Origin of the sequence: Streptomyces sp. XY431 (genome assembly GCF_001279805.1) — a bacterium.
Lineage (GTDB): Bacteria > Actinomycetota > Actinomycetes > Streptomycetales > Streptomycetaceae > Kitasatospora > Kitasatospora purpeofusca.
On sequence record NZ_LGDO01000513.1, the window covers coordinates 1 to 26482 of the forward strand.

The following is a 26482-nucleotide window of genomic DNA, read 5'->3' on the forward strand; positions in this document are numbered from 1 at the left end:
GCGGAGGAAGGCGGGGCGGCGGGCGGCGAGGAGGAGGATGGCGGCGACGCAGGCGAGGCCGCCGCTGACGACGGAGACGGTCGGGCTGGTGAGGGAGGCGACGGCGCCGGACTCGAAGTCGCCGAGGCGGGGGCCGCCGGCGACGATCACGATGAAGACGCCCTGGAGGCGGCCGCGCATCTCGTCGGGGGCGGCGACCTGCATCATCGTGTTGCGGAAGATCATGCTGATGGTGTCGGCGCAGCCGGCGGCGGCGAGCAGGAGGAGGCCGAGCCAGAGGTTGCGGGCCAGGCCGAAGGCGGCGATGGCGAGGCCCCAGGCGGCGACGGCGGTCATGACGGCGGCGCCCTGGCGGTGGATGCGGCCGACCCAGCCGGAGAAGAGGGCGCCGGCCAGGGCGCCGACGGCGGGGGCGGCAGCGAGCAGGCCGACGGTGCGGGCGTCGCCGCCGTAGAAGGTGACGGCGAGGGCCGGGAAGAGGGCGCGCGGCATGCCGAAGATCATGGCGGCGAGGTCGGCGAGGAAGCTGGTGCGCAGGTTGGGCTGCTCGCGCAGGAAGCGGAGGCCGTCGAGGACGGAGGCGCGGCCCTTGCGGTCGCCGAGCGGGCGCATGGCGGGCAGGCGCCACATCGCGTAGAGGGTGGCTCCGAAGGCGACGGTGTCGACCAGGTAGGCGGCCTGGACCCCGTAGGCGCCGATGAGGACGCCGCCGATCATGGGGCCGACGGTGAGGCCGAGGTTCATGCTGACGGTGTTCAGGGCGTTGGCGGCGGGGAGCTGCTCGGCGGGGACGAGGCGCGGGATCATCGCCGAGCGGGCGGGCGAGGCGAGCGCGAAGAAGGCGGCCTGGAGGGCCACCGCGACGTAGAGGACCGCGACGAGGCCGAGGCCCGCGATCGCCTGGGCAGCGAGGACGGCGGAGACGACGGCGAGGCCGGCCGAGCCGATCAGGCCGAGCCGGCGGCGGTCGGCGGTGTCGGCGATGGCGCCGCCGTAGAGGCCGAAGGCGATCAGCGGGACCAGGGAGAAGAGGCCGACCAGGCCGGTCGCGAAGGTGGAGCCGGTGAGGTCGTAGACCTGGACCGAGACGGCGACGGCCGTCATCTGCTGGCCTATGGAGGAGATGGACTGGCCGAACCACACCCGCCGGTAGTCGGCGTGGTCGCGCAACGGGCTGAGGTCGGCGAAGGCTCCCCGGGCCAGCCGCCGGTAGCGGGACCGCGGCGGCGCGGAGGACGGGGCGGAGGACGGGGCAGGGGACGGGGCGGACGACGGGGCGGGGGACGGCGGCGAGTCTCCGTCGGCCGGCGAATTGGCAGGATGATTGGTCGACACAGTGCCCCATCGTCGTCCCGGCCGCCCCGGCCACGGACACCGGGGGGCGTTTGCGCCCGCTTGACCCCGGCTTCATCGCCACCCGGTGGGATGGCTCTGCCCCTGAGCGGGCCCGTGCACACACGGGCCCGGACGGCAGGGCCGGAGCTAGTGGAGGCGAGGGCCGTATGTCGAGCGCGTCGGTCGAGAAGCGCAGCGGCCTGCCGAGGGGCAGCAGTCCACCCAGGGCCGGTCGCCCGGTGCCGGCCGGCGTCCGGCTGGACTCCCTGACCGGGCTGCGCTGGATCGCCACCTTCGGTGTCTTCCTGTCGCACATCAACATCCTGCTGCCGCTGCCGCACACCCGGGGCCTGTTCTCGCTCGGGGAATCGGGGGTCTCGCTGTTCTTCGTCCTGTCCGGCTTCGTGCTCGCCTGGACCTGGACGGGGGCCGACTCAGCGCGCTCGTTCTACGGCCGCCGGTTCGCCCGGGTGTGGCCGCTGCTGGCGGTGGCCGCGCTGCTGCCGACGCTGTTCGCGCTGCCGAACAAGGACTCGGGCTCGCCGCTGCACCTGCTGGTGGTCGCACTCTCCGCGATCCTGCTGGTCCAGGCCTGGGTACCGGACTGGATCCTCACCGGTGCGACGCCGGTGACCTGGTCGCTCTCCTGCGAGGCCTTCTTCTACGCGCTGCTGCCCGGCATCGCCCGCCGGATGACCGACTGGTCGACGCGCCGCCTGGTCGTGCTGGTGGCCGGGTCGGTGGCGGCGCTGTGGGCGGTGCGGATCGGGCTCTGGGTGGCGTACCCGCCCGTGTTCCGGGTGTCCAGCCTGGACGGTTACGGGCCGGCCGTGTTCGGGGTCTACGCGCCGGTCGCGCGGATCCCGCAGTTCCTGATCGGAGTGGCAGCGGCGATCGCGGTACGGCGCGGGTGGCGGGCGGTCCGGGTGGACGTGGCGCTGGCGGCACTGCTGGTGCCGCTGGTCACGCTCTGGCTGCTGCGCGGCGAGGCGTTCCGCGCGCAGGTGCTGTTCGACGCCGTCGACCCCGCGCTCACCCCGTTCTTCGCACTGCTGATCGCCGCGTTGGCCCGGCGGGACCTGGACGGCGGACCCTCGCTGCTGCGCTCGCGGCCGATGGTGCGGCTCGGTCAGTGGTCGTACGCCTTCTACCTCTTCCAGTTCACGGTGATCCTGCCAGTGGCGCTGGCCGCCTCCCCGGGCCGCAAGGTCGCGGACTTCTTCACCGACCCGGTGCCGGCGCGGACCGGACACCTGGGCCACGCGGTGCTGGCGCTGGCGATCACGCTCGCCGTCTCGGCCTTCTTCTACCGCTTCGTGGAGCATCCGCTCGAACTCCGGCTGCGCCGCCGCTTCCGGGCCGGGAAACCATCCGGCGAATCACCCGGCGAATCACCCGGGAAGTCGTCCGGGAAGTCGTCCGGGAAATCACCCGGCGAAAACCGCCGGTGAAAAACTCCGATGGAACTCCGGTGGAACTCCGGGTCCAGCCGGACAGCCCGTAATTCATTTGATCGAAAATTAATCGCCCAACCATAGCCTGCCTGTCGACACGGAAGTCGATCCAGGTGATCCGAGGGGGTCGCATGAGCGAGACCGTCAACACCGACAGCGAACCGGTCCGGGAGGGGCGCGCCGGCCCGGCCGCGGAGCCGCCGCTGTTCCCGCAGGACCGGACCTGCCCGTATCTCCCGCCGTCCGGCTACCAGGCGTTCCGCGACGGTGCGCCGGTCCGGGCGGCCACGCTCTACGACGGGTCGCCGGCCTGGGTGGTGAGCGGGTACGAGGCCGCGCGGCAACTGCTGGGGGGCACGGCCCTCTCGGCGGACCGGATGAATCCGGGATATCCGATTGTTTCCGAGCGCATGGAGGGAATCCGGTTCCAGCCGCCGTCCTTCGTCGGAATGGACCCGCCGGACCACACCCGGCACCGCCGGACCATGCTCGCGGAATTCTCGGTCCGCAGCATCAATGCGATCCGGCCGGACATCGCGGCGATCGTCGACGAACACATCGACGAGATGCTGGCGCGCGGCGGCCCGCTCGACCTCGTGCAGGCGTTCTCGCTGCCGGTCCCGTCCCGGGTGATCTGCGAGATCCTGGGGGTGCCGTACTCGGACCACACGTTCTTCCAGGAGACCAGCCAGAACCTGGTCCAGGCGGAGAGCCCGGAGCAGGCGATCGAGTCGGTCGGGCTGCTCATCGCGTACTTCGACGAGCTGATCTCGGCCTGCCTGAAGCAGCCGGGCGCCGGGATGATCGGCCGGATCGCGACCGAGCACGTGGCGACCGACCGGCTGGCCAAGCACGAACTCATCATGAACGCGCTGATGCTGCTGATCGCCGGGCACGAGACCACCGCCTCGATGATCACCCTCGGCGTGATCACCCTGCTCGCGCACCCGGAGCAGCTGGCGAAGCTGCGCGGGGACGAGGCACTGGTGGGGCCGGCGGTCGAGGAGCTGCTGCGCTACCTGTCGATCGCGGACATCGCGGGCACCCGGGTGGCGGTCGCGGACGTCGAGATCGGCGGCATCACCGTCAAGCGGGGCGACAGCCTGGTGGTCTCGCATTCACTGGCCAACCGCGACCCGTCCGCGTTCACCGACCCGGACGCCTTCGACATCGCCCGGGGCAGCCGGCACCACCTCGCCTTCGGGTACGGGGTGCACCAGTGCCTGGGCCAGAACCTCGCCCGCGCGGAGCTGCAGATCGCGCTGCCCGCGCTGTTCTCCCGCATCCCCGACCTGCGGCTCGCGGTCGACCGGAGCGACCTGGTGCTGCGCGACGGCGGCACGGTGCAGGGCGTCAACGAACTTCTGATCACCTGGGGGGCCGAGGCATGACCGAGAACCACCGCACCGACGGATCCACCGGCGACGACACCGCCGGCGGCACCAGCGCCGGCGCCGACACCGGCAGCGGCAGCGGCAGCGGCAGCACCGCCGACACCGCGCTCCGCGTCGACGTGCTCCACGACGACTGCGTGGGCGCCGGACAGTGCGTGCTGTCCGCTCCGGAGGTGTTCGACCAGGACAACGACGGCATCGTGGTCCTGCTGCGCGAGGGCCTGGACGGCCTGGGGCGCGCCGACCGGCAGGGGGTGGAGGAGGCCGTGCGGCTCTGCCCGTCCGGCGCGCTCCGCCTGCTCGCGCGCACCGCACCGGCGGCCGCGGCGGACTGACACCCCGACGCCGGCGGGCGCGGCGACCGACGGACCCGGCGCGCCGTCGGCCACCTGCCGTCAGCGCGCCCCGACGCCGGCGCGGCCCGCCCTCAGCGCGGCCCGACGTTCTCCAGGATCCGGTCCAGCAGCGTCGCGAGCTGCGCGACCTCCCGGTCGCTGAGGCCCTTGAGCATGTCCTGCTGGCTGCTGATCGCGACGGAGGAGATCCGGTTGTACATCTCCTCGCCGTCGGGCGCGATCTCCACGGTCGCCGCCCGGCGGTCGACGTCGGTGCGCTTGCGGACGACCAGGCCGCGCCGCTCCATCGACTCCAGGTGTCGGGAGAGCGTCGGGCCCTCGATGCTCAGGTACTGGGCGAGTGCGCGCTGGATCATCGGGCCCTCGAGCTTGAGGGCGGCGAGCACCGTCCAGGCCGCGAAGGTCGCGCCGGCCTCGGCGAGGCGCTCCTCGAAGAACGCGCGACAGGACTTCGCGGTCAGGTGCAGCTTGGGCGCGACGCTGGTCCGCAGCCACGTCGGACCGGCGTCCGCCTCGGCGGCGAACCGTTCTGCGCTCTGCCGGCCGGGCATCCCAACCTCCCATTCGTCACGAAATCCTCTGTGAAGCGTAGCGCCGACCGGTGCGTTGACCAGCCCCGGGCGGTTGACCGTCGCTTAATTCGTTCGTTAGGCTGCTAATGGTTGTGTGACCTGGGTAACGATCGGAGCAGCTGTGACCAACACCGACGTGAGCACTACCCCCGCACCACCCACCGAACCCCGGCCCCCCTCCCGCCGGGACTGGCTGGGCCTTGCCGTCATCCTGCTGGCCGCCTTCATGGAGCTGCTCGACGTCACCGTGGTCACGGTCGCGTCGCCGCAGATCCAGGACTCGCTGGGCGCCAGCTACGCGGAGGTCCAGTGGGTCCTCGCGGGCTACCAACTCACGTTCGCCGCCGGCCTGGTGACCGGTGGCCGGCTCGGCGACATCTACGGCGCGCGGCGGGTCTTCGTCTACGGCGTGGCGGCCTTCACGGTGGCCTCGTTGCTCTGCGGCATCGCCACGTCCGGACCGCTCATCGTCGGCTTCCGGCTGGTCCAGGGGCTGGCGGCGTCCCTGATGTTCCCGCAGGTGGTGTCGCTGATCCATGTGACCTTCCTCGGCAAGCACCGCGCGGCCGCGTTCGGGGCGCTCGGCGCCGTGACCGGGCTCGCCGGCATGGCGGGACCGCTGCTGGGCGGCGAACTGATCGACCTCGATCTCTTCGGCACCGACTGGCGGCCGATCTTCCTGATCAACATTCCGATCGGGGTGCTCGCGGCGGTCGGCGCCTGGCGGCTGCTGCGGGAGCGGCGCGCGGAGGAACGGACCCGGCTGGACATCCGCGGGGCGCTGCTGGGGACCTTCGCGGTCACCCTGGTAATCTTCCCGCTGATCCAGGGGCCGCAGGCCGACTGGGCCTGGTGGATCTGGCTGCTGCTCGGCCTCTCGGTGCCGGTGCTGTTCCTCTTCTGGGTCAACCAGCGGCGGCTGCAGGAGCGCGGCGGCTCCCCGGTGGTCGACCTCACCCAGTTCCGCGGCGGCTCCTTCGGCCTCGGGCTGGTGATCCAGTTCCTCTGCTTCGCCGGCGTGTCCTCGGTCTTCCTGATCCTCGCGATCGAGCTCCAGGCGGGCCACCAGTTCTCCGCGCTGAAGACCGGGCTCGCCTTCCTGCCGATCGCCCTCGGCACCGGCCTCGCCTCGGGCATCGCGATCCCGCTGCTGCCCAAGCTCGGCAAGGTCGTGCTGCAGATCGGTGCCGTCGTGATGATCGCGGGCATGGTCGCGCTGATGTACACCCTGCGCACCTATCCGACGGACCTGACGATCTGGAAGCTCACTCCCGCCGAGGTGATCGTCGGCATCGGCCTGGGCATGATCGTGACCACCGTGAACGACCTCGTCCTCGCCGAGGCCACCGGGCCGAGCGCGGGCTCCGCGTCCGGCGTCCAGGCCACCCTGGGACAGGCGGGCAACGCGGTCGGCGTGGCCGTGCTCGGAGCGATCTTCTTCGGGCTGCTCAGCGGCAACGCGACGGCCGCCGCCCGGGCCGAACTCCCCTCCTTCGGCGACCGGTTGCGCACCACGTCGGTCTCACCGCAGACCGCCCAGGCGCTGGAGGACGGGCTGATCACCTGCTTCAAGGACCAGTCGGGCGCCGACGACCCGGGCAAGATCCAGCCCAGTTGCACCGCGCTGATCGGCCAGGCTGCCCAGGTCGGTGACCCGGCGGTGTCCGCACTGGTCGCCGACACCATGAAGGAAACGACCCGCAAGCACTTCTCCCACTCGATGGACCGCAGCCTCTTCTACGAGATCGCGGTGTACGCGCTGGTCTTCCTGCTCGTCTTCCGGCTGCCGCTGCGGCGGGGCCTGCAGGCGGGCGCCGCCCACTGACGGACCCTGCCCGCGCCGAGCGGTTCGGGCGGGGACGAAAGGACCTCCCATGAACCCGAACCCCAGCCCGAGCCCACGGCACGACAGCACCGGCAGCACCGGCAGCACCAACGAGAGCGGCACCAACGAGAGCGGCACCAACGGCGCGGGCACCGGCACCCCCACGGGTGCGGGTGCCCGCGCCGCCGCGCTCAGCGGTCGGACCGCCCTGGTCACCGGCGCGAGCCGCGGCATCGGCGCCGCCACCGCGCGACTGCTCGCCGAGCGCGGCGCCGCCGTCGCCGTCAACTACCACACCGACAAGGACGCCGCCGAGACCCTCGTCGCCGCCATCGAGGCGGCCGGCGGGCGTGCGCTCGCCCTGCAGGCGGACGTCACCGACGCCGCCCGGGCCGCCGATCTGGTGGCCCGGGCCGAGCAGGAACTCGGGCCGGTGGACATCCTGGTGGCCAACGCGATCGGCGTCGGCGCCCGGGCCGGCCGGCCGTCACCGCTGCTGCGGACCGCCCCGGAGGACGCCCTGGCGGTGGTCGACGCCCAGCTGCGGGCCTTCCTCCACCCGGTGCGGCTGGTCGTCCCGGGCATGGTCGAACGCGGCCGGGGCACGGTGGTGGCGGTCGGCGCGTCGCTCTCCCGGCGCTCCCCGGAGGGGTTCGGGACGCTCTCGATGGCGAAGTCGGCCCTCGACGCCGCCGTACGGACGCTGGCCCGTGAGGTGGGACCGGCGGGAGTCCGGGTCAACCTGGTGGCGCCCGGTCTGATCCTCAGCGAGCTCGCCACCCACATCCCGGAGCCGGTGCGCGCGGCCAACGCGGCGCGCACGGCGGTGCGGCGCAACGGCACCCCGGAGGACGTCGCGCACACGGTGGCCTTCCTCGCCTCCGAGGAGGCGTCCTACCTGACCGGCGGCTACCTGCTGGTCGACGGCGGCACCGCCATGCTCTGACGCCGGCCACCGCCCAACAGGCCCGGGACCCGGACGGACCCGGGCGCGCCCCTGCCCGAGCGGACCCGGGGCCCGCCCCCGCCGCCGCCCGGTCGGAATCGCATTTCCATTCCATGGCCATGGCATAACGTGTCCATGGCAGAGTCGGCCTTTCGCCGCTCCCGAACCGGGTGGATCCCCCCGAAATACCCGTACTCGAACGGAACTGCGCGCTCCACGACTAGCCCGGATTCATCCCGAGGGTCGATATCCCGACTTCGGGACGCGCGATAGGTTCTGCGCAACGACGCGGTTGTGGGGGGACACCGGGCGTCCGCAGAGTGACCACCGCAGCACCGTCCGCACGTGCGTCGCCGAAACGGGGGAACACTCCTGTCGCGCGCACCGTCGACCCGGTGCACCGGTGCGCCGCCGGCCTGAACGTCCCCGCCATGATCTCTCGGCATCAACCGAGGAGAACAATCATGGACAAACAAGCACCAGTCAGACCCGACCAGGTTTCGGGTGACATCGATCAGCGCGAACTCAGAGCGATATTCGGCCGGTTCGCCACCGGAGTCGCCGTGGTCACCACGAACGTCGGCGGCGAACTGTACGGAATGACCGTCAACTCGTTCACATCGCTTTCGCTGGACCCGCCGCTCGTGCTCTTCTGCGTGCACAGCAGATCCTCCTTCCTCGCCGCACTGGACGTCGGATCGGCGTTCACGGTGAACATCCTGTCCGAACAACAGGCGGACATCTCGACGCTCTTCGCCTCCGGGAGCGACCGCTTCCTCAAGGTGAACTCGCTGCCGGGGCTGGGCCGCAGTCCCGTGCTCACCGCCGCGCTGGCCTATCTGACCTGCGAGGTCGTGCGCGAGGTGGAGGCCGGCGACCACGCGATCGTCATCGGCCGGGTCGCGGACATCGGCCTGCTGCACCGCGACGGCGCACCACTGGTCTTCTTCGGCGGCGCCATGAGGAAGCTCCGCTCGCACCGCTGACATCGAAACGGGGGACGACTCACGGCATGAAATTCAGACTGCTCGGACAGTTACAGGTCTACGGCGACGGGCGTATTCTTACGCCGCAGGCCCACAAATTGCGGGTGTTACTCGCAGCACTCCTGGTGCATCACAACAAGGTTCTCCCGGTCGATTCACTGATCGACGAACTCTGGCCGCAGGGACCGCCGCGGACCGCATTGCAGGCCCTCCGCGTGTACATCTCACAATTGCGCAAGACCTTGCACGGCGGCAGCACCCGCCATCGCGTTTCTCTGGTCAGCGAAGCGCCCGGCTACTACCTTCTGGTGGACCGGGAGTCGATCGACGTGGTCCAGTTCGACCGCCATTGGGCACTCGCCCGGGCGGCCCACGAACTGGACGACCCGGAAGTGGCGCTCCAGCACTACCGGGCGGCCACCGGCCTGTGGAACAGCGCGCCGCTGGTGGACCTCCGGGAGGGCCTGCTGCTCCAGAGCGCGGCCTCCCGCCTGGAGGAATCCTGGCTGGCCGTCCAGGAGAGCCGGATCTCCCTGGAGCTCCGACTCGGCCGGATCCGTGGCGAACTCATCGCGGAGCTGCGCGAGTTGGTCACCCGCTACCCGTTCAACGAGCGCCTCCAGGCCATGCTGATGATCGCCCTGTTCCTCTCCGGGCGCAGCGGGGACGCGCTCCAGGTGTACCGAGGCACCCGCAAGTGCCTGATCGAGGAGCTCGGCATCGAGCCGGGTGACGACCTCCGCCTGGTCCACCAGCTGGTGCTGGACTCCGACCGGACGGCTCTCGAAGGAATCGGACTGTGGACCGCGTGATCCACGAGCGAAGGAGATCGTGATGGGTACGACGGAGAACCCCGGCACGGACCGGGTGGCGCTGGACGACGCGTTCGACGTGATGCTGGTCGGCTGGTCGTTCGTCCGCAGCAAGCTGATGATGACCGCGCTGGACCTCGGCCTGTTCGAGGCGCTCGGCGAACGGCCCGGCACGGTCGAGGAGTTGGCCGAGCGGCTCGGGCTGCACCCGCGGGCCGCGGCGGACTTCCTGGACGCGCTCACCGCGCTGGGCCTGCTGGAGCGCACCGACGGCGTGTACCGCAACGGGCCGGCGGCCGGGCGCAACCTGGTGCCCGGCGCGCCGGGCTACGTCGGCGGCTTCCTGACCATGACCTCGGCCTTCATGGGGACCGGGTGGGACAGCCTGTCGGACCTGCTGCGGACCGGACTGGCACACCGGCAGGAGGGCGCCGAGGTGCCGTTCGCCCAGATCTACCGGGACAAGGAGCGGCTGCGCCAGTTCCTGTCGGCGATGGACAGCCTCAACGGGGCGATCGGACCGGAGCTGGCCCGACGCTTCGACTGGGGGCGGCACAAGTCCTTCGTGGACGTCGGCGGCGCCCGGGGCAACCTCGCGGCGCGACTGCTGACGGAGCACCCGCACCTGTCCGGGGGCGTCTTCGACCGCCAGGTGATGAAGCCCTTCCTGGACGAGCTGGCCGACGAGCACGGGGTGGCGGACCGGATCGCCTTCCACGGCGGCGACTTCTACGTCGACCGGCTGCCCACCGCCGAGGTGGTGGTGTTCGGCAACGTGCTGCACGACTGCCCGGTGGACGTGCGGCGCGGCCTGATCGCCCAGGCCGCCGCCGGGGTCGGCCCGGGCGGTGCGGTGATCGTCTACGACCCGATGATCGACGACGCCCGCAGCGAGATCGACACCCTGCTGCTCAGCCTGACCATGATGCTGCAGTCCCCCGCCGGCAACGAGTACACGCCGTCCGAGTGCGCCGGGTGGATGCGGGAGGCGGGCCTGGAGGTCGAGTCCGTCTTCGACCTGCCGGCCCATGCCACCGCCGTGGTGGGCCGCCGCCCGGCCTGATCGGACGTCCGCACGACGGCCGGGCGCGCCGCTCCCCCGCGCCCGGCCCCACCACGGCCACCGACCGACCGGCCACCGACCGACCGGCAGACCGACAGACCGGCCCGCCCGGTCAGTACCGGAACGACACGGCCACCCCCGTCCCGAACGGGTTTGACAGGGGGCCTTCCCCGCCCAGATACTTCGTGAGGTAGCTAATGATTCCCACGGAAACGCGCCTCGCGGCCACCGAAGGGAGAACCCGCCCATGGCGAAGAACTACGTCGACCTGACCGTCATGCTGGTCAGTCACGAGGCCTTCCGACGCGACATCCGCCGACTGGAGGGCGCCGCCGCCCGCAAGGACCTCGACGACCCGGTCGCCCGCAAGCGCGTCCGGACCGGTTGGAACATCCTCAAGACCCAGCTGGCCGTCCACCACGAGGGCGAGGACCGCGACCTCTGGCCGCGGATGGCCAAGGGCCTGTCCGGCAGCCCCGAGCAGCTGTCGACCCTGCGCGAGCTGGAGCAGGAGCACACCCTGATCGACCCCCTGCTCGACGAGGTCGAGCGGGCCATGGCCGACCACGCCACCCGGCCCGAGCAGCTCGGCGAGGCCGTCGCCGCGCTCGGCTCGGCGCTCGACGCGCACCTGCTCCACGAGGAGCGGGACGGCCTGCCCTACGTCCAGGAGGCCCTGACCGAGAAGGAGTGGAAGGCCTTCGTGCTGGACCAGCGCAACAGCCTCGGCTTCAAGGGGGCGGCCGAGTTCTTCCCCTGGGTGCTCGACGAGGCGACCCCGGAGACCGTCGCGAAGATCTCCTCGATCATGCCGGCACCCCTGCGACTGGTCATGAACTCGGTCTGGAAGCCGATGTACAAGGCCCAGGACACCTGGACCAACTCCGGCCACTGACGGCAGTCCCGCCGCCCGTACACCCCTTCGCGCGTCCGCCCCGCCTGCTTTGATCCCGGCTTAACCCCGCTGTGGAAATGTTCGAACGACCACAGCACCCGGCCCCGGCACGGGGCGGACGCGCGGCTCCCGACAGTCGTCGGCCCGCCGCCCGCCCGCCCCCGCCGGCGACCGGACCGCCGCCCGGCGGGCGGCCGAAGCACGGGAGGGACCATGGGACACGGGATCACCGCGGACACCGGCGGCTTCAAGCTGGGCCTGTTCGCCGCCAACGCCTCCTCCGGGCTCGCGATCACCACGATCGACGAGCGCTGGTCGGGCAGTTGGGAGGACAACCTGGCGCTGGCCCGGCTCGCGGACCGGGCCGGGATCGACTTCCTGCTCCCGGTCGGCCGCTGGATCGGCTGGCCCGGGACGACCTTCCACGACAGCGTTCTGGAGACCATCACCTGGGCGGGCGGGCTGCTCGCCGCCACCGAACGGATCTCCGTCTTCGCGACCGTGCACAGCGCCCTGCTGCACCCGGTGGTGGCGGCCAAGCAGCTCGCCACCCTCGACCGGATCGGCGGCGGCCGGGCCGGACTGAACATCGTGGCCGGCTGGTACGAGGCCGAGTACGCGGCCTTCGGGCTGGACCTGCCCGGCAGCCCGGCCCAGCGCTACGCGCACGCCCAGGAGTGGTGGGACATCGTCCGGACCCTCTGGAGCAGCGAACAACCCTTCGACCACGACGGCGAGTTCTTCCCCGGGCTGCGCGGGCTGCACGGCAGCCCGCGCCCGGCCGCCGGCCCGCTTCCGGTGATCAACGCCGCCGTCTCGCCCGCCGGGCGTGAATTCGCCGCCCGGAACGCCGACTTCCTGCTCACCGCCACCTTCGACCCGGACCGCGGCTCCGGCCTGGTCACCGAAGCCCGGCGGGCCTCGACGGCCCACCGCGGCCGTCCGGTCGGCGTGCTGTCGAACGCGTTCGTGGTCTGCCGGCCCACCCGCCGCGAGGCCGAGGAGTTCCTCGCGTACTACGCCGACACCCATGCCGACTGGGCCGGGGTGGACACCGTGATGGCCGGGCAGGGCATCAATCCGCAGTCGTTCGGCCCGGAGCAGATCGCCGCCTTCCGGCCCCGCTTCGCCGCCGGCCACGGCGGCCACCCGCTGGTGGGCACGCCCGACGAGATCGTCGCGACGATCGCCCGGTTCGCCGGGGCCGGCGTCACCGGGCTCGCGCTCTCCTTCGTCGACTACCTCGGCGAGCTGGAGTACTTCGCCGCCGAGGTGCTCCCCCGGCTGGAGAAGGCCGGACTGCGCGGCCGCGGTGCATCGATCGGATCTGCGCCCAACTGATCGCGCCTTGACGGCCCTTCGCCTACACTCGCCCGGAACTGAACACGTACTCCGACGGGGTCCGGCCGGCTCCTGCCCGCCGCCCCCCGACGGCTTCCGCCGCGAGGCTCCGCGTTCCCGAACCGAAAGGGGTCTGACCGGATGGTGGCGGTGGCGGTCGTGGGGGCGGACGCGCACAAACGCGACGCACTGGCAGAACGGGTCTCGGCCGTCGACGGGCTGACCCTGATCTCCCAGGACGAACTGGACTTCGAACACGCGGAGTTGGTGGTCGTGGCGGCGGATCAACCCGGCATCGGGCTGATCCGCCGCATCGTGTCGGGCAGCGCGGGCGCCCCGCCGCCGCTCCTGCTGGTGGTGGACGAGCCCTTCGAGGAGCTGACCGGGGCGATCTGGCTCGGCGTCACCGGGATCGTCCTGAGCTCGGCGCCCGATCGTGAACTCGCCGACTGCGCGGCCCTGGTGGCCGGCGGCTGCACCGTGTTCCCGGCGGGGCTCTTCGAGGGCGACCGGCTGCCGGGCGCCGGACTGGCGGTGCACTGGGTGACCGGCCACGGTTCGCAGGCCGCGCTGGACGGTCTGAGCCGACGCGAGCTGGAGGTGCTCGCCCTGGTCGGCGGGGGCCTGAGCAACTCCGAGATCGCCGCCGCGCTGTGGCTGAGCGCCAACACGGTCCGCACCCACATCCGGCGACTGATGCAGAAGCTCGGGCTGCGCAACCGCCTCTGCGTGATCATCTTCGCGCACGAGGCCGGGCTGGTCACCCGTGCGGACGCCGAGGCGGCGGCGGACACCGGGCTCGCGCCCGCGTGCCCCACCGCCGCCGTCCGACCCTAGTGCTCCGACCACTCAGGAGGCGGACTGCTCGATCTCCCCCGCGAAGACGATGACCTGGTCGATGAGGTTCCGCCGCAGATGGACGACGTCCGTTCCCGACAGGCGGGGGCCGCCATCCGGCGTCGTGAAGATCCACTGGTACCGGGCCCACTCGTCCGGCATGTCCACCGCCGAACAGCGCACCATCGTGCCGGTCCCCGCGGGGTGGCGCCGGATGTCCAGCACGAACCGCTCGACCGCCTCGATCCCCTCGGTGCGGCCCAACGGTCCCCAGAAGACCACGTCCGAGGTCAGGGCCTGGGAGAGCAGCGCGGTCACATAGCTGTCGTCCGAGGCGTTGAACGCCGAGATGAACGTGTCGATCGCGGACTGCGCGGTCTCTTCCTGCATGCACCATTCATACCAGTTGCCCCGCGGACCGCGCTCGTCCGTGAGCCGTCTCCCGGCCACGGTGAACCATCCCGGTCACAGCACTCGAACCTCCGACGGACGGCCGGGGCCCGCCCGCGCGGGCCCCGGCCGTCCGCCCCTCAGCCGCCCGTCCGCCCGTCTGTCCAACAGACAGACAGGCAGACAGGCAGACAGGCAGACAGACCGTCACACCCGGTACATCCGCCGGACCATCGCCCGCAGCAACCGGCGCGGCATCACACTCAGCAGGTACGGCTGGGGCTTGTACCCCGCGCCCGGCGTGACGAAGGGCCGACCCTTCGCCACCGCGTCCAGCGCGTCCGCCGCGATCCGTTGCGGTACCAGCCAGCCCAGTTTCGGCAGCCCGGCCGGGTCCACCCCGGCCGCCTCGTGGAACTCGGTGCGCACCAGCCCGGTCCGCACGGTGGTCACGTGCACCCCGCTCGCCGCGGTCTCCAGGAAGAGGCTCTCGCCGAACGCCCCCAGGAACGCCTTGCTCGCCCCGTACACGGCCGAGCGGGGCATCGGCAGCACCGAGACGATCGACGAGACGTTCACTATCCCGCCCCGTCCGAGCCGTCCCATCGGGCCCAGCACCGCATGGCTCAGCAGCACGGGGGCGACCAGGTTGACCCGGATCTGGTGTGCCTCGCGCTCGACCGACAGATCCGCGAACAGGCCGGCCGAGCCGTATCCGGCGCAGTTGACCAGGAGGTCCACCGGCCGCTCCGGGTCGCCGGCCCGGCGCACCACCGCGGCCAGGTCCTCCTCCCGGCCGAGGTCCGCGGCCAGCACCTCGGTGCCGACGCCGTACCGCTCGCCGAGCCGTGCCGCCAGTTCCTTCAGCCGCTCCTCGCGGCGCGCCACCAGGACGACGGCGGCGCCGCGGCGGGCCAGTTCCTCCGCGAAGGCCGCGCCGATGCCGCTGGACGCACCGGTGACCAGCGCCCGCTGGTAGGGGTAGGGCATGTCGGTGTCTCCGTCCGTTCCGTGGGGCCGGCGCGCCGCGGCGGGGGCGGCGCGGCGCGCCGGCCGGATCATGGGGTCTTCTCCAGGACGGCGGCCGGGGCTCGACCCGACGGGTCCGCACCACGCGCGCCGTCCACGGCGTCCACGGCGTCCGCCGTGTCGTCCCGGGCATAGGCCCGGCGCGGCACCAGTGGCCCCGCCATCGCGGTGGTGACCAGCGCCATCAGCACCATCATGGTGAACATCCGGGTGTCCAGGACGCCCATCCGCACGCCCGCGTTGAGGATGATCAGCTCGGTCAGCCCGCGGGTGTTCATCAGCACACCGAGCACCGAGGAGTCCCGCCAGGAGAGGCCCGACAGTCGGGCCGGACCGAGCGTCCCGCCGAACTTGCCGAGGCAGGCGACCGCGATCACCGCGGCCAGCTCCAGCAGACCCGCCGAGCCGAGCCCGGTGACGTCCACCGACAGGCCGGTGGCGATGAAGAAGATCGGCAGCAGCAGGGTCGTGCAGTGCTCCAGCGGTACGCCCACGGCGGCCTTGAGCGAGCGCAGCGTGCCGCGCGGCATCACCAGGCCGAAGGTGAACGCGCCGAAGATGGCGTCGAGTCCGATCCGGTGCGTGGTCCAACCGGCCGCGAAGACACCGGCGGCGACCACCGGCAGCAGCCGGGCCGACACCACGCCGTCCTTGGTCATCCGGGTCACCAGCCGGGCCAGCAGCGGGCGGACCGCGCCGACCAGGACGGCGCCGTACAGCGCGGACCCGACCAGGATGGTGGTCAGGTGCCCGGAGCCGCCACCGGCCGCGACCAGCGAGACCACCGCGAGCATGCACCAGGCGAGCGCGTCCCCGACCGCCGCGCTGGCCAGTGCGAGGATGCCCACCGGGGTCATCTGGAGCCGGTGGTCCTGGATGATCCGGGCCAGTACCGGGAAGGCGGTGATCGCCATCGCGGTACCGATGAAGAGCACGAACGCCGGGCGGGCCACCTCGTGGCCGGCGACCGTGCGGTGGCCGTCCCAGAGCCACCACGCGAGCGCCGCACCGAGGCCGAAGGGCAGCACCATGGCGGACAGCGAGATGCCGAGGACCGCCTTGCGGCGGGCCCGCATCTGCCCGAGGTCGGCCTCCCAGCCGATCAGGAACATGAAGAACAGGATGCCCACCTGGGCGATGGCCGACAGATTGGTGCGCACCGCCGGGGGGAAGAGGGTGGCGGGCAGGTCTCCGGGGAGGAGGCCGAGCAGGCTGGGGCCGAGCACGATGCCGGCGAGGATCTCGGCGATCACCGGCGGCTGGCGCAACCGGCGCAGCACCGGGATCAGCACCGCGCCGGCGACCAGCACCAGCGCGGCGCCCGCGACCGTCTCCGCGAGGACCGTCGCAGAGTCCTGGGCCATCGCGTCACCCCGGCCCGAGCAGGCCGGCGGCCCCACCGGGCCCGCCAGGCGCACCACCAAGCCCACCAGCCCCACCAGGCCCACCAGGCCCACCGGGCGCACTGCCCGGCGCTCCCCCGGGCCGGCCGCCGCCGGGCGGACCCCCCCGGGGCCGGAAGCCGACGATCCGGTGCCGGGAGGCCAGCGCCTGCATCCGGTCCCAGTCCGGCGGCCGCTGTTCCTCCAGCAGCTGCCCCAGTTCCTCGAACCACTCCTCGACGCCGCCCGGCGTGGCGACGCAGAGCATCCGGCTCGGCCGGTCCCAGGTGTTGACGAAGGCGTGGCCGATGCCGCGCGGCCCGTACACCAGGGAGCCGGGACCGGCCTTGTGCAGCTCGCCGTCGAGCCGGATCTCGTACTCGCCCTCGACCACGTAGAACGCCTCGTCGACGTCCTCGTGGATGTGCAGCGGCGGACCGCCGCCGGGCGGGGTGGTCACCTCGAAGAAGGAGTAGAGCCCGCCGGTGTCCTCTCCCCGCAGCAGCCAGCGTCCCGTCTCACCGCCCCAGGTAATGGGTTTGACGCCGCCGAGTTCGACGACGCGTCCTCGTGTCGCGGTCATGTCCTCCGCCTTTCGGTTCGGGTGGACCAAGCGTCGACGGCCTCGGTAAAGCCGCTGGTAAAGCCGGGACAAACGGGGCCGCCGACGGCCGGACGGCGCTTTGCGGACGACTAATCGGAGCTTTTCCGCGGCCGCGCAGACTTCGGGGGACGGCCCGGTCGGCCCGGTCGGCCACCTTCCGCTCCGCGCCCGCCCGCCCCACTGCGCTCCGCCCGCTTTCCCGCCCCTCCATCGAGGAGTCGAACCTTCATGACCGAGAAGACCACCGGCCTGGACGCCGCGACCCTCCGGGTGGCGGCCGACGAGGCCCCCGTCAACCGCCGGCGCGGCGGCCTGCTGCGGACCCTGCTCGGCCCGGCCAACACCGGTGCCACCAGCGGGTTCACCGGCCTGGCCACGCTCGCCCCGGGCGAGTTCGTCAATGAGCACTACCACCCGTACTCCGAGGAGTTCGTCTACCTGATCACCGGCCGGATCACCGTCGCGCTCAACGGCGAACCGCTCGAACTCGCCGCCCGGGAGGGCCTCCTGATCCCGGTCGGGGTCCGCCACCGGCTGACCAACACCGGCGACGGGACCGCCGAACTCGTCTACCACCTGGGCCCGTTGGCGCCCCGCCCGGACCTCGGGCACGTGGACACCGAACCCCAGCCGTTCCCCGACGCCCCGAACGGGGAGACCCGATGAGCGAGTGGGGCGCGGTCGTCACCGGGATCGGCGTGGTCGCCCCCGGCGGGATCGGCCGGCGGGCCTACTGGGACCTGCTCGCCTCCGGGCGCACCGCGACCAGGGGCATCAGCCTCTTCGACGCCACCGGCTTCCGGTCCCGGATCGCGGCCGAGGTCGACTTCGACGCCGCCGCCTGCGGGCTGACCGCCGAGGAGGTCGAACGGATGGACCGCAGCGCCCAGTTCGCCGTGGTCGCCGCCCGCGAGGCACTGGCCGACGCCGGCCTGGAGCCGGGCCGCACGGCCCCCGAGCGGGTGGGCGTCTCGATCGGCAGCGCGGTCGGCTGCACCACCCGGCTGGAGGACGAGTACGTCGTGGTGAGCGAGCACGGCGCCCGCTGGGAGGTGGACCCGGCGCTGGCCGGCCGGCACCTCTACCGGGCACTGGTCCCCAGCACCCTGGCGGTGGAGGTGGCCTGGGCGGCCGGCGCCGAGGCGCCCGCGACGGTGGTCTCCACCGGCTGCACCTCGGGGCTGGACGCGGTGGCGCACGGCGTCCAGCTGATCTCCGAGGGCGCGGCCGACGTGGTGGTGGCCGGCGCCACCGACGCGCCGATCTCCCCCATCTCGGTGGCCTGCTTCGACGCGATCGGCGCCACCTCGCGCAACAACGGGGACGCCGCGCACGCCTCCCGCCCGTTCGACCGCGACCGCGACGGCTTCGTGCTCGGCGAGGGCGCCGCCGTCCTGGTCCTGGAGAGCCGCGAGCACGCCGCCCGGCGCCGCGCGCACCGGTACGCCGAGATCGTCGGCTTCGCCCAGCGCAGCAATGCCTTCCACATGACCGGACTCAAGCCGGACGGGCTCGACATGGCCGAGGCCATCCGGCTGGCGCTCGGCCGCGCCGGGGTCGCCCCCGGGGCCGTCGACTACATCAACGCGCACGGTTCCGGCACCAAGCAGAACGACCGGCACGAGACCGCCGCCTTCAAGGACGCCCTGGGCCGGGCCGCGTACGGGGTGCCGGTCAGCTCGATCAAGTCGATGATCGGCCACTCGCTGGGGGCGATCGGCGCCCTGGAGGTGGCGGCCTGCGCCCTGGCGATCGAGCACGACGTCGTGCCGCCGACCGCCAACCTGCGGAGCGTGGATCCGGCGCTCGACCTGGACTACGTGCCGGTCACCGCCCGTGAGCACCGCACCGACGTAGTGCTGAGCGTCGGCAGCGGCTTCGGCGGCTTCCAGTCGGCGATGCTGCTGACCAGGCCGGACTTCCTGCCCCACCGGCGGTTCGGGCGGGCGGCATGAGCGGGCCCCTCGGCACGACCGGGCCGGGCGCGACGGCGGACGGCGGGCGCGCCGTCTTCACCGGGCTCTCCGTGATCGCCCCCAACGGCGCCACCACCAAGCAGTTCTGGGACGCGACCCTGAACGGCGTGAGCGGGATCCGCGAGGTCTCCGCCTTCGACGCGGCCGGCTACCCGGTCCGGCTGGCCGGCGAGGTCCGCGACCTCGTGGTGCCGGAGCTGGTGGAGGGCCGGCTGCTGGTGCAGACCGACCGGTGGACCCAGTTCGGCCTGGTCGCCACCGAGCGGGCGCTGGAGGACGCCGGCATCGACCCGGGCGAACTCGACCCGTACGACCTGTCGGTGGTCACCGCGGCCTCCTCGGGCGGCAACGAGTTCGGGCAGCGGGAGATCCAGAAGCTGTGGGCGGACGGCCCCCGCTTCGTCGGCCCCTACCAGTCGATCGCCTGGTTCTACGCGGCGACCACCGGTCAGATCTCCATCCGGCACGGGATGAAGGGCGCCTGCGGGGTCCTGATCGGGGAGCAGGCCGGCGGCCTCGACGCCCTCGCCCAGTCCCGGCGTTCGCTGCGCTCCGACGCCCGGGCGGCGGTCTGCGGCGGCACCGACGCGCCGCTCAGCCCGTACGCGCTGGCCTGCCACGCCACCGCCGGGCTGCTCACCACCCGCGACGCGCCGGACCGCGCCTACCTGCCGTTCTCCGCCGAGGCCGACGGCTATGCGGCCGGCGAGGGCGGGGCGATGTTCGTCCTGGAGGGCGAACGGTCCTGGCGCTCCCGCGGCGACGGTCCCGGCTACGGCGAACTCGCGGGCCACGCCGCCACCTTCGACCCGCGGCCGGGATCCGGCCGGGAGCCCGGGCTGCGCCGGGCGATCACGCTCGCGCTGGCCGACGCCGGGGTCGGGCCGGAGGCGGTCGACCTGGTCCTGGCGGACGGCCTGGGCGTGCCCGCCGCCGACCGCGCCGAGGCCGAGGCACTGGCCGCGGTGTTCGGCCCGTACGGGGTGCCGGTGACGGTACCCAAGCGGCTGACCGGGCGGCTGCACGCCGGCGGGGCGCCGCTCGACGTGGCGATCGCCCTGCTGGCGCTGCGCGACCAACTGGTGCCCGGCACCCCGGGCGTGGGCGCGCTCGCGCCCGGCTGCGAGGTCGACCTGGTGCGGGAGACGAGGTCGGCCCGACTGCGGACCGTGCTGGTCCTGGCCCGGGGCTTCGAGGGCTTCAACGCGGCCGCGGTGATCCGCGCCCTGTGAGGGCCGGGACCGGCCGCCGCACCACCCGAACCGAGAATCGGAGGAGTGTCCACCATGAGTACGACCGCGATCACCCTGGCCGAACTGGCCGATCTGATCGGCCGGGCCACCGGCGTGAAGATCGACACCGAGCAGTTGCTGGAACCGTCCGTCACCTTCGACGACCTCACGGTGGACTCCCTGGGCCGCCTCGGCGTGCTGTCCGAGCTGGAGCGCCGCTTCGGCCTCGATCCGGAGAGCGACGAACTGCCGTCGGACACGGTGTACGACCTGCTGCTCGGGTGCTACCGCCGGCTCGTCACCGCCGGCCGGCTGGAGTCCGGCGTCACCGAGCAGGCGATCGTCATCGACGCCCCCTACCGGGAGGTCTGGGAGCAGACCAACGACGTGCCGGCCTGGCCGGAGCTGTTCAGCGAGTACGCGAGCGCCGAGATCCTGGAGCAATCGGGCGACACGGTGACCTTCCGGCTCACCATGCACCCCGACGAGAACGGCGCGGTCTGGAGCTGGGTCTCGGCACGGACCGTCGACGCCGCGACCGGGACGGTGCGCGCCCGCCGGGTGGAGACCGGCCCGTTCGCGTTCATGACGCTCCTGTGGACGTACCGCGAGGTGCCCGGCGGCGTGGAGCTGCGCTGGCGGCAGGAGTTCGCGATGAAGCCCGACGCACCGCTGGACACCCCGGCCATGACCGCCCGGATCAGCGCCAACTCCACCTTCCAGCTGGAGCTGGTCCGCGGCCGGGTCGAGGAGCGGGCCCGCCGCCGCGCCGCCTGACCGGCGGACGGTACGACGACCGCGCCGGCGGAGCCTCTCGGGCTCCGCCGGCGCGGTCGTGCGGGCGGGAGCGGGGTCGGCAGCGCGCCGCCGGCCCCGCTCGGGTCAGCCGCGCCCCCCGATCGCCTGCGGGAAGCGGAACAGCCGGTACGGGTCGTACCGGTGCTTCGCCGCCACCAGCCGCGGATAGTTCTCCGCGTAGTAGGAGGCCGCCCAGTCCCGCAGCTCCGGGTCGACGAAGTTCTGGTAGGTCTCGCCGTTGGAGTGCGGGTCGAGCACCGCGAACCCGGCGTCGGTCCAGCGCCGGGCCGCCCCGGTGGCGGCCTCGTCCGCGGGCCCGGCGGCGATCACACCCAGGAAGCTGGTGCTGAACAGCGCGTCCCGGTGGACGTACGCGGTGGCCGTGCGGGGCAGGTCGTTGGCGGCGCCGCCGAGCGCGCCGACCTGGATCAGGTGCTGCTGCCCGGGGACCCGTTCGCGGTCGAGCAGCGCGACCGCGTCCTCCCACATGCGGCGGGCCGGCGGAGCGGGGAAGAGCCGGCTGCGCTCGACCGCGTACGCGGGCCTCGGCAGCGCCGCGGCGGGCCCGGTCCCGGCCCGGTGGCACTGCTCCTGGGTGAGCGTCCCGCAGCCGTACAGGCCGTTCATGACCACGTGGTACGGGCCGCCGAACCCGCTGCGGGCGATCGGCGCGGCCCCGACCAGGTCGACCAGGCGGTCGGTCTGGGCGGTGAGTTCGGCCTCGGTGCCGACCGAGCTCAGCAGCACCGAGACGGTGGGCGGCCGCCCCGGCGCGGCGTCGCCGAGGACGACCACGGCGGCCCCGCCGATCGTGCGCGGGGCGTCGACCAGCCAGTGCGCCCAGGCGTCCAGGACGGCCGCCGCCCGCTCCGGGCCCCAGGCCAGGGTGCCGACGGCGAGGGCGGTGAGCGTGGTCGGCGCCACGGTGTAGGAGGTGACGACGCCGAAGTTGCCGCCACCGCCGCCGCGGATCGCCCAGTACAGGTCCTCGTGCCGGTCGGCCGAGGCGGTGACGGTCCGCCCGTCGGCGAGCACCACCCGGGCGGCGGTGACGGTGTCGCTGGAGACGCCGACGTGGCGGGTGAGCAGGCCGATGCCGCCGCCCTGGAGGAAGCCGCCGAGGGCGACCGTGGGGCAGAAGCCGCCGGAGACCGCGAGGCCGTACGGGGCGAGGCCGTTGGTCACGTCGACCAGCTGGGCACCGGTCCCCAGGGTGACCGAACCGGCGCCGACGGCGATGCCGTTCAGCCGGGAGACGTCGACGACCAGGCCGGTCCCGGTGGAGTACCCGGCGGCGCTGTGCCCGCCGGAGCGGACGGCGATCGGGACGGCGCGGTCCTGGGCGTAGCGGAGGCAGAGGGCGACGTCGGCCTCGTCGGCGCAGTAGGCGACGGCGGCCGGCTCGACGCTGTCGAAGCGGGTCTGGCCGATCTGCTTGGCGGTGCCGTACGCCGGGTCCCCGGGCAGGACGAGGGTGCCGTGCAGCCGGCCGGAGAGCCCGGACCAGCGTCGCCGCCGGGTCTCGGCCGCGGTGGCAACGGCGGGCAGGGCGGGGGCGGCGGCCAGTGGCAGGGCCAGGGCGCCCGCCCCGAGGAGCGATCTGCGAGTGATCATGCCGGTCCTTCCGGTCAGGGTGGTGCCGGGTGCGGATCAGGGGAGATCGGGGGACGGCCGGCGCCGACGGGGGACGCGGCGACGGCCGGGAACCCACGGTAGCGCAAGACAAGTAGAGAGCATGCTAATAAATTGGAAAACCCGCGCCCTCGGCGCCGACGGTGTTTTCCGTGCCCTGACGGACGCTTTACCACCCGCCGACAGGATGAGCCGGAACGGTCGTCCGACCAGGTCCCGAGGTGAGGAGAGCCCGTTGCAGTACACACTGATCGTCGCGCGCATGTCCCCCGGGGACGCCGGACGCGTCTCCGACATCTGGGCCGAGTCGGACGCCACCGAACTCCCCCACCTGATCGGGGTCCGGCACCGCCGGCTGTTCCGGTTCCACGACCTCTACTTCCAACTCATCGGCGCGGAGGACGGCTTGGCCGAGCGCGTCGAGTCCGCCCGCACCCACCCGCTCTTCCAGGACGTCAACGAGCGGCTCAAGCCGTTCATCGGCGCCTACGACCCGAGCACCTGGCGCGGCCCCCGGGACGCGATGGCCCAGGAGTTCTACACATGGAACGCCTGAGCCCGCCCCGCCCCGCCGCCGGGCCCGGACGGAGGCAGCCGTGATCCGCACCACCCTGTCCATGGTCGTCCGCCCCGGCCGGGAGCGGGAGTTCGAGCGGACCTGGCTGGCGGCCGCCGAGCACAGCTCCCGCCGGCCGGGGGCCCTCGGCCAGGCACTGCTCCGCGACCCGCGCGAGCCGCGCCACTACACCGTCACCGCCGACTGGGCGACCCACGAGGACCTCGCGGCCTACCAGGCGAGCGACCACCGGGTGGCGCTCTCCAGCGCGCTGGAGCAGCTGCGGGAGTCGGCCGCCCGGTCCGTCCTGGAGGTCGTCGCCCAGCTCCCGCCCGCCCAGCCGTCATCCACCCAGCCGCCGCCCGCCCAGCCGCTACCTGCCCAGCCGTCATCCACCCAGCCGCCACCCGCCCAGCCCCCGCCAGCGAAGGAGACGCCGCGATGACCGTTCGCGTCGTGATCACCGCGACCATCGACCCGGCCCACCACGAGGCCTTCGAACGGGCCTACCTGGAGGTCACCGCCAAGGTCCAGGGCACTCCCGGCCACCTGCGGGACGAACTGCTGCGCGACGCCGCCGTCCCTGACCGCTACTGCCTGCTCGCCGAGTGGGAGTCGGAGGCACTGTTCCGCGCCTGGGCCGACGACCCCGCGCACATCGCCCAGTCCGCCGCCATGTACCCGTACTGGGCGGACACCTTCCAGCGCCGGATCTACGACGTGCGCGCCACGCTGGACTCGCTCGGTCCGGCGCCGGCCGCGTCCCCGTCCGCATGACGCCCGCAGCGGGCACACCGCGCACCCGGGGCGCTGCGGGCCTCCGCCCGGTGCGCAGCGCCGTCGTGATCGGCGCCGGCATCGGCGGCCTGACCACCGCCATCGGCCTGCGCCGGGCCGGCATCGACGTCACCGTGCACGAGCGCCGCACCGAACCCGGCCGGCTGCTGACCGGCGGCGGCTTCATGCTCTGGCACAACGCCTTCATCGCGCTGCGCCGGCTCGGTCTGGACGACGCCGTCGCCAAGGTGTCCTCGGAGATCGAGTTCCACGAGTTCCGCTCCGACCGGGGCCGCACCCTGGCCCGCTGGGCGATCGCCCCGGAGTCCCGCCGGATCGGCGCGCCGGCCGTCGCCCTGCGCCGTTCCGACCTCAACGCCCTGCTGCTGGAACACGTCGGCGACGACGTCGAGCTGGGCGCGCAGTGCTCCGGCTTCACCCAGGACGACGAGGGCGTCACCGTACGGTTCGCGGACGGCTCCACCCGGCGTGCGGACATCCTGATCGGCGCCGACGGCATGCGCTCCGCGGTCCGCTCCACCCTGCGCCACGGCCACGACCTGCCGCCGCGCTACGCCGGTTACACCGCCTGGCAGGCGATCGCCCGGCTGCCCGGCGAGGACGTCGTCCCGAGCGGGACGTTCTTCAACCTGTGGGGCCGGGGCGGGCTGCGCTTCCTCTACTGCCGGCTCAACGAGGAGGAGGTCTACTGGGACGCGATCACCTCGGACGGCGCCAGCGCCGCCTTCGACATGTTCCGCAAGGACCGCCGGACGGTGATGCGCGAGTCCTACGCCGACTGGCCCGACCCGATTCCCGCCGTCCTCGCGGCGACCGCCGAGGAGGCGATCCTGCCCATCGACATCGCCGACCGCCCGCCCGAGCGGGAGTCCGCCTGGAGCCACGGCCGGGTCTGCCTGGTCGGGGACGCGGCGCACCCCATGACGCTGAACCTCAGCCAGGGCGCCGGCCAGGCCATCGAGGACGGTGTGGTGCTCGCCGAGCGGCTGGCCGCGGACGGTGACATCGCCACCGCCTTCGCCCGCTACGAGGCGCTGCGGCGGCGCCGGGTGGACGCCATGGTCCGCGGCGCCTACCGGATCGGCCTGCTCGGCACCCTGCGCGGGCCCGTCAGCTGCGGCGCCCGCGACCTGTTCATGCGGGCCTTCTTCGGCACCTTCGCCAGGAAGGGCACGTACCGGCTGATGATGGACTTCGAGTACTGAGGGGGCCGGGGTGTTCGTCCAACTGCTCGCCGCGGCCCTGCTGCTGATCAGCGGGACACTGGCCGGGGTGCTGGTCGCGGTCGAGGTCGCCGTGGTGCCGATGCTGGCCGGGCTGCCCGGCGACCGCTATGTCCAGGTCCACCGGCTGCTGGACCCGCGCTTCGATCCGCTGATGCCCACCCTGAACAAGATCGGCCTGGGGTGCGGGCTGCTGCTGGTCGTCCTGGCGCCCGGTGTCGGCGCGAAGGCGGTCCTCGGTCTGGCGGAGGCCGGACTGGTCGGGGTCGCGCTGGTCTCGGAGCTGACCAACGTCCGGATCAACCGCGCCATCGACGGCTGGGACCCGGGCCGGCTGCCGGAGGGCTGGGCGGCCGTCCGGACCCGCTGGGCCCGGGCCAACCGGGGGCGCACCTGGATCTCGGTGGCCGGTTTCGCGGCAGCCGCCGGCGGCATGCTGCTGCTGAGCCGCTGACCCGCCGCACGCAATGAGCAGCGCACAGCCTTCAGCACGCAACACACAGCACGAAAGGGGCCCGCACCGCGCAGCCGCGGTGCGGGCCCTTCGCCGCACGCCCCGGAAGGGCCCGCGGGCGGGGGTTCAGAGCGGGACGACCCGGAACAGCGGGATCCCCTGGGCCGCCTGCTCGAAGCTCTCCGGCCGCTTGTCCGGCACCACGCCGTTCTTCACGAAGATGCTCGCGCCCATCGGGACCTGGGTCGGGAACTGCCGGGCGATCGGCCCGCGCTCGTGCGGCGGCACCTCCACCAGCCCGACCCGTCGCGCCTTGCGGCCGCGCACCAGCACGCCCTCGCCGGCCGCCCGGACGTTCTTCACCCAGTCCGACCCGGGGAACGCCTGGAGGATGTACATCGTGCCGTCGACCGTCACCGGCGCGACCGGGTTGGTGTACTCGCGGCCGGACTTGCGGCCCTTCACCTTCAACAGCTGCATCGGGCCGACCGGCAGACCGATCCCGTGGAAGACCTCCATCATCTTGTTGCCGAACCTCTGGAACCCGGTGACCCGGACGCGGGTGGGGGTGGACATGGCGGGTGCTCTCCTC

At 73.0% G+C, this 26482-nt stretch carries 28 protein-coding genes and 1 pseudogene; 21 read left to right on the forward strand and 8 right to left on the reverse strand.

What is annotated here, in order from left to right:
* The coding region (locus ADK60_RS38065; RefSeq protein WP_063783402.1) for an MFS transporter at positions 1 to 1335 on the reverse strand (1335 nt) is incomplete at its 3' end.
* A gap of 167 nt (positions 1336 to 1502) precedes the next feature.
* Between ADK60_RS38065 and ADK60_RS38070 the strand changes: the two genes are divergently transcribed.
* From ADK60_RS38070 to ADK60_RS48565, 3 genes are all read left to right on the forward strand, one after another.
* Entirely contained in the window at positions 1503 to 2786 is a 1284-nt protein-coding gene (locus ADK60_RS38070; protein WP_079009047.1) for an acyltransferase family protein, read from the forward strand.
* A gap of 134 nt (positions 2787 to 2920) precedes the next feature.
* The gene (locus ADK60_RS38075) at positions 2921 to 4180 is read left to right on the forward strand and encodes a cytochrome P450 (protein WP_053651405.1); all 1260 of its coding nucleotides are present in this window, start codon (positions 2921 to 2923) and stop codon (positions 4178 to 4180) included.
* Entirely contained in the window at positions 4177 to 4518 is a 342-nt protein-coding gene (locus ADK60_RS48565; RefSeq protein WP_079009048.1) for a ferredoxin, read from the forward strand. Before ADK60_RS38075 ends, ADK60_RS48565 begins: the two co-directional genes overlap by 4 nt.
* Before the next feature lie 92 nt (positions 4519 to 4610).
* Here the strand turns inward: ADK60_RS48565 and ADK60_RS38085 are convergent, their stop codons facing one another.
* A complete protein-coding gene (locus ADK60_RS38085) occupies positions 4611 to 5090 on the reverse strand; it encodes a MarR family winged helix-turn-helix transcriptional regulator (RefSeq protein WP_052709675.1) in 480 nt (159 codons plus the stop codon).
* 157 nt (positions 5091 to 5247) lie between these two features.
* Between ADK60_RS38085 and ADK60_RS38090 the strand changes: the two genes are divergently transcribed.
* The 8 genes from ADK60_RS38090 (at position 5248) to ADK60_RS38125 (ending at position 13816) form a co-directional block, all read left to right on the forward strand.
* A complete protein-coding gene (locus ADK60_RS38090) occupies positions 5248 to 6936 on the forward strand; it encodes an MFS transporter (RefSeq protein ID WP_159400747.1) in 1689 nt (562 codons plus the stop codon).
* 49 nt (positions 6937 to 6985) lie between these two features.
* The gene (locus ADK60_RS38095; protein WP_053651409.1) at positions 6986 to 7882 is read left to right on the forward strand and encodes an SDR family NAD(P)-dependent oxidoreductase; all 897 of its coding nucleotides are present in this window, start codon (positions 6986 to 6988) and stop codon (positions 7880 to 7882) included.
* A gap of 464 nt (positions 7883 to 8346) precedes the next feature.
* A complete protein-coding gene (locus tag ADK60_RS38100) occupies positions 8347 to 8868 on the forward strand; it encodes a flavin reductase family protein (protein ID WP_052709172.1) in 522 nt (173 codons plus the stop codon).
* A 26-nt stretch (positions 8869 to 8894) separates the two neighbouring features.
* Entirely contained in the window at positions 8895 to 9680 is a 786-nt protein-coding gene (locus ADK60_RS41300; protein ID WP_045940719.1) for an AfsR/SARP family transcriptional regulator, read from the forward strand.
* Between the two features lie 22 nt (positions 9681 to 9702).
* Complete coding sequence (locus ADK60_RS38110) at positions 9703 to 10743, forward strand: methyltransferase (RefSeq protein ID WP_053651412.1); 1041 nt, start codon at positions 9703 to 9705, stop codon at positions 10741 to 10743.
* A gap of 247 nt (positions 10744 to 10990) precedes the next feature.
* Entirely contained in the window at positions 10991 to 11638 is a 648-nt protein-coding gene (locus ADK60_RS38115; protein WP_053651414.1) for a hemerythrin domain-containing protein, read from the forward strand.
* Between the two features lie 213 nt (positions 11639 to 11851).
* On the forward strand, positions 11852 to 12979 hold the full coding sequence (locus ADK60_RS38120; RefSeq protein WP_053651416.1) for an LLM class flavin-dependent oxidoreductase: 1128 nt from the start codon (positions 11852 to 11854) through the stop codon (positions 12977 to 12979).
* A gap of 141 nt (positions 12980 to 13120) precedes the next feature.
* Positions 13121 to 13816, forward strand: a complete 696-nt coding sequence (locus ADK60_RS38125; RefSeq protein ID WP_052709170.1) for a response regulator transcription factor — start codon at positions 13121 to 13123, stop codon at positions 13814 to 13816.
* Between the two features lie 12 nt (positions 13817 to 13828).
* Here ADK60_RS38125 and ADK60_RS38130 read toward each other — a convergent pair whose 3' ends face one another.
* The 4 genes from ADK60_RS38130 to ADK60_RS38145 all read right to left on the reverse strand — a co-directional run bounded on the left by ADK60_RS38130 (position 13829) and on the right by ADK60_RS38145 (position 17200).
* Entirely contained in the window at positions 13829 to 14206 is a 378-nt protein-coding gene (locus ADK60_RS38130; RefSeq protein WP_053651418.1) for a nuclear transport factor 2 family protein, read from the reverse strand.
* Between the two features lie 207 nt (positions 14207 to 14413).
* The gene (locus ADK60_RS38135; RefSeq protein ID WP_063783404.1) at positions 14414 to 15196 is read right to left on the reverse strand and encodes an SDR family NAD(P)-dependent oxidoreductase; all 783 of its coding nucleotides are present in this window, start codon (positions 15194 to 15196) and stop codon (positions 14414 to 14416) included.
* Between the two features lie 68 nt (positions 15197 to 15264).
* Positions 15265 to 16599 (reverse strand): cation:proton antiporter domain-containing protein, encoded by a 1335-nt coding sequence (locus ADK60_RS38140; RefSeq protein WP_053651443.1) that lies wholly within the window; start codon positions 16597 to 16599, stop codon positions 15265 to 15267.
* 4 nt (positions 16600 to 16603) lie between these two features.
* The gene (locus tag ADK60_RS38145; protein WP_063783399.1) at positions 16604 to 17200 is read right to left on the reverse strand and encodes a cupin domain-containing protein; all 597 of its coding nucleotides are present in this window, start codon (positions 17198 to 17200) and stop codon (positions 16604 to 16606) included.
* Positions 17201 to 17449: 249 nt separating this feature from the next.
* Between ADK60_RS38145 and ADK60_RS38150 the strand changes: the two genes are divergently transcribed.
* The 5 genes and pseudogenes from ADK60_RS38150 (at position 17450) to ADK60_RS47320 (ending at position 21206) form a co-directional block, all read left to right on the forward strand.
* Positions 17450 to 17887 carry a cupin domain-containing protein gene (locus ADK60_RS38150; protein ID WP_053651422.1) on the forward strand — a complete coding sequence of 146 codons (438 nt, stop codon included), beginning with the start codon at positions 17450 to 17452 and terminating at the stop codon, positions 17885 to 17887.
* Positions 17884 to 19176: a beta-ketoacyl-[acyl-carrier-protein] synthase family protein gene (locus tag ADK60_RS38155; RefSeq protein ID WP_045940713.1), complete on the forward strand. Its 1293-nt coding sequence runs from the start codon at positions 17884 to 17886 to the stop codon at positions 19174 to 19176. Before ADK60_RS38150 ends, ADK60_RS38155 begins: the two co-directional genes overlap by 4 nt.
* Complete coding sequence (locus ADK60_RS38160; protein ID WP_053651424.1) at positions 19173 to 20429, forward strand: ketosynthase chain-length factor; 1257 nt, start codon at positions 19173 to 19175, stop codon at positions 20427 to 20429. The genes ADK60_RS38155 and ADK60_RS38160 overlap by 4 nt, the downstream gene beginning before the upstream one ends.
* 54 nt (positions 20430 to 20483) lie before the next feature.
* Positions 20484 to 20678, forward strand: a pseudogene (locus ADK60_RS47315) (acyl carrier protein); the annotation flags it as partial.
* Between the two features lie 63 nt (positions 20679 to 20741).
* The gene (locus ADK60_RS47320) at positions 20742 to 21206 is read left to right on the forward strand and encodes an SRPBCC family protein (RefSeq protein WP_053651445.1); all 465 of its coding nucleotides are present in this window, start codon (positions 20742 to 20744) and stop codon (positions 21204 to 21206) included.
* 105 nt (positions 21207 to 21311) lie between these two features.
* Here the strand turns inward: ADK60_RS47320 and ADK60_RS38170 are convergent, their stop codons facing one another.
* On the reverse strand, positions 21312 to 22841 hold the full coding sequence (locus tag ADK60_RS38170) for an FAD-binding oxidoreductase (RefSeq protein ID WP_053651426.1): 1530 nt from the start codon (positions 22839 to 22841) through the stop codon (positions 21312 to 21314).
* Positions 22842 to 23094: 253 nt separating this feature from the next.
* On the opposite strand from ADK60_RS38170, the gene ADK60_RS38175 reads away from it, so the two are divergent.
* The 5 genes from ADK60_RS38175 to ADK60_RS38195 are packed head-to-tail and all read left to right on the forward strand — an operon-like array spanning position 23095 to position 25890.
* Positions 23095 to 23415 carry a TcmI family type II polyketide cyclase gene (locus tag ADK60_RS38175; protein WP_199839856.1) on the forward strand — a complete coding sequence of 107 codons (321 nt, stop codon included), beginning with the start codon at positions 23095 to 23097 and terminating at the stop codon, positions 23413 to 23415.
* Positions 23416 to 23455: 40 nt separating this feature from the next.
* Entirely contained in the window at positions 23456 to 23860 is a 405-nt protein-coding gene (locus ADK60_RS41305) for an antibiotic biosynthesis monooxygenase family protein (RefSeq protein ID WP_063783400.1), read from the forward strand.
* The gene (locus tag ADK60_RS38185; protein WP_052709166.1) at positions 23857 to 24192 is read left to right on the forward strand and encodes an antibiotic biosynthesis monooxygenase family protein; all 336 of its coding nucleotides are present in this window, start codon (positions 23857 to 23859) and stop codon (positions 24190 to 24192) included. Before ADK60_RS41305 ends, ADK60_RS38185 begins: the two co-directional genes overlap by 4 nt.
* Before the next feature lie 50 nt (positions 24193 to 24242).
* Positions 24243 to 25418 (forward strand): FAD-dependent oxidoreductase, encoded by a 1176-nt coding sequence (locus tag ADK60_RS38190; protein WP_159400748.1) that lies wholly within the window; start codon positions 24243 to 24245, stop codon positions 25416 to 25418.
* A 10-nt stretch (positions 25419 to 25428) separates the two neighbouring features.
* Entirely contained in the window at positions 25429 to 25890 is a 462-nt protein-coding gene (locus ADK60_RS38195; RefSeq protein ID WP_053651430.1) for an anthrone oxygenase family protein, read from the forward strand.
* A 126-nt stretch (positions 25891 to 26016) separates the two neighbouring features.
* Here the strand turns inward: ADK60_RS38195 and ADK60_RS38200 are convergent, their stop codons facing one another.
* On the reverse strand, positions 26017 to 26466 hold the full coding sequence (locus ADK60_RS38200) for a nitroreductase/quinone reductase family protein (protein ID WP_045940725.1): 450 nt from the start codon (positions 26464 to 26466) through the stop codon (positions 26017 to 26019).
* Between the last annotated feature and the right edge of the window lie 16 nt (positions 26467 to 26482).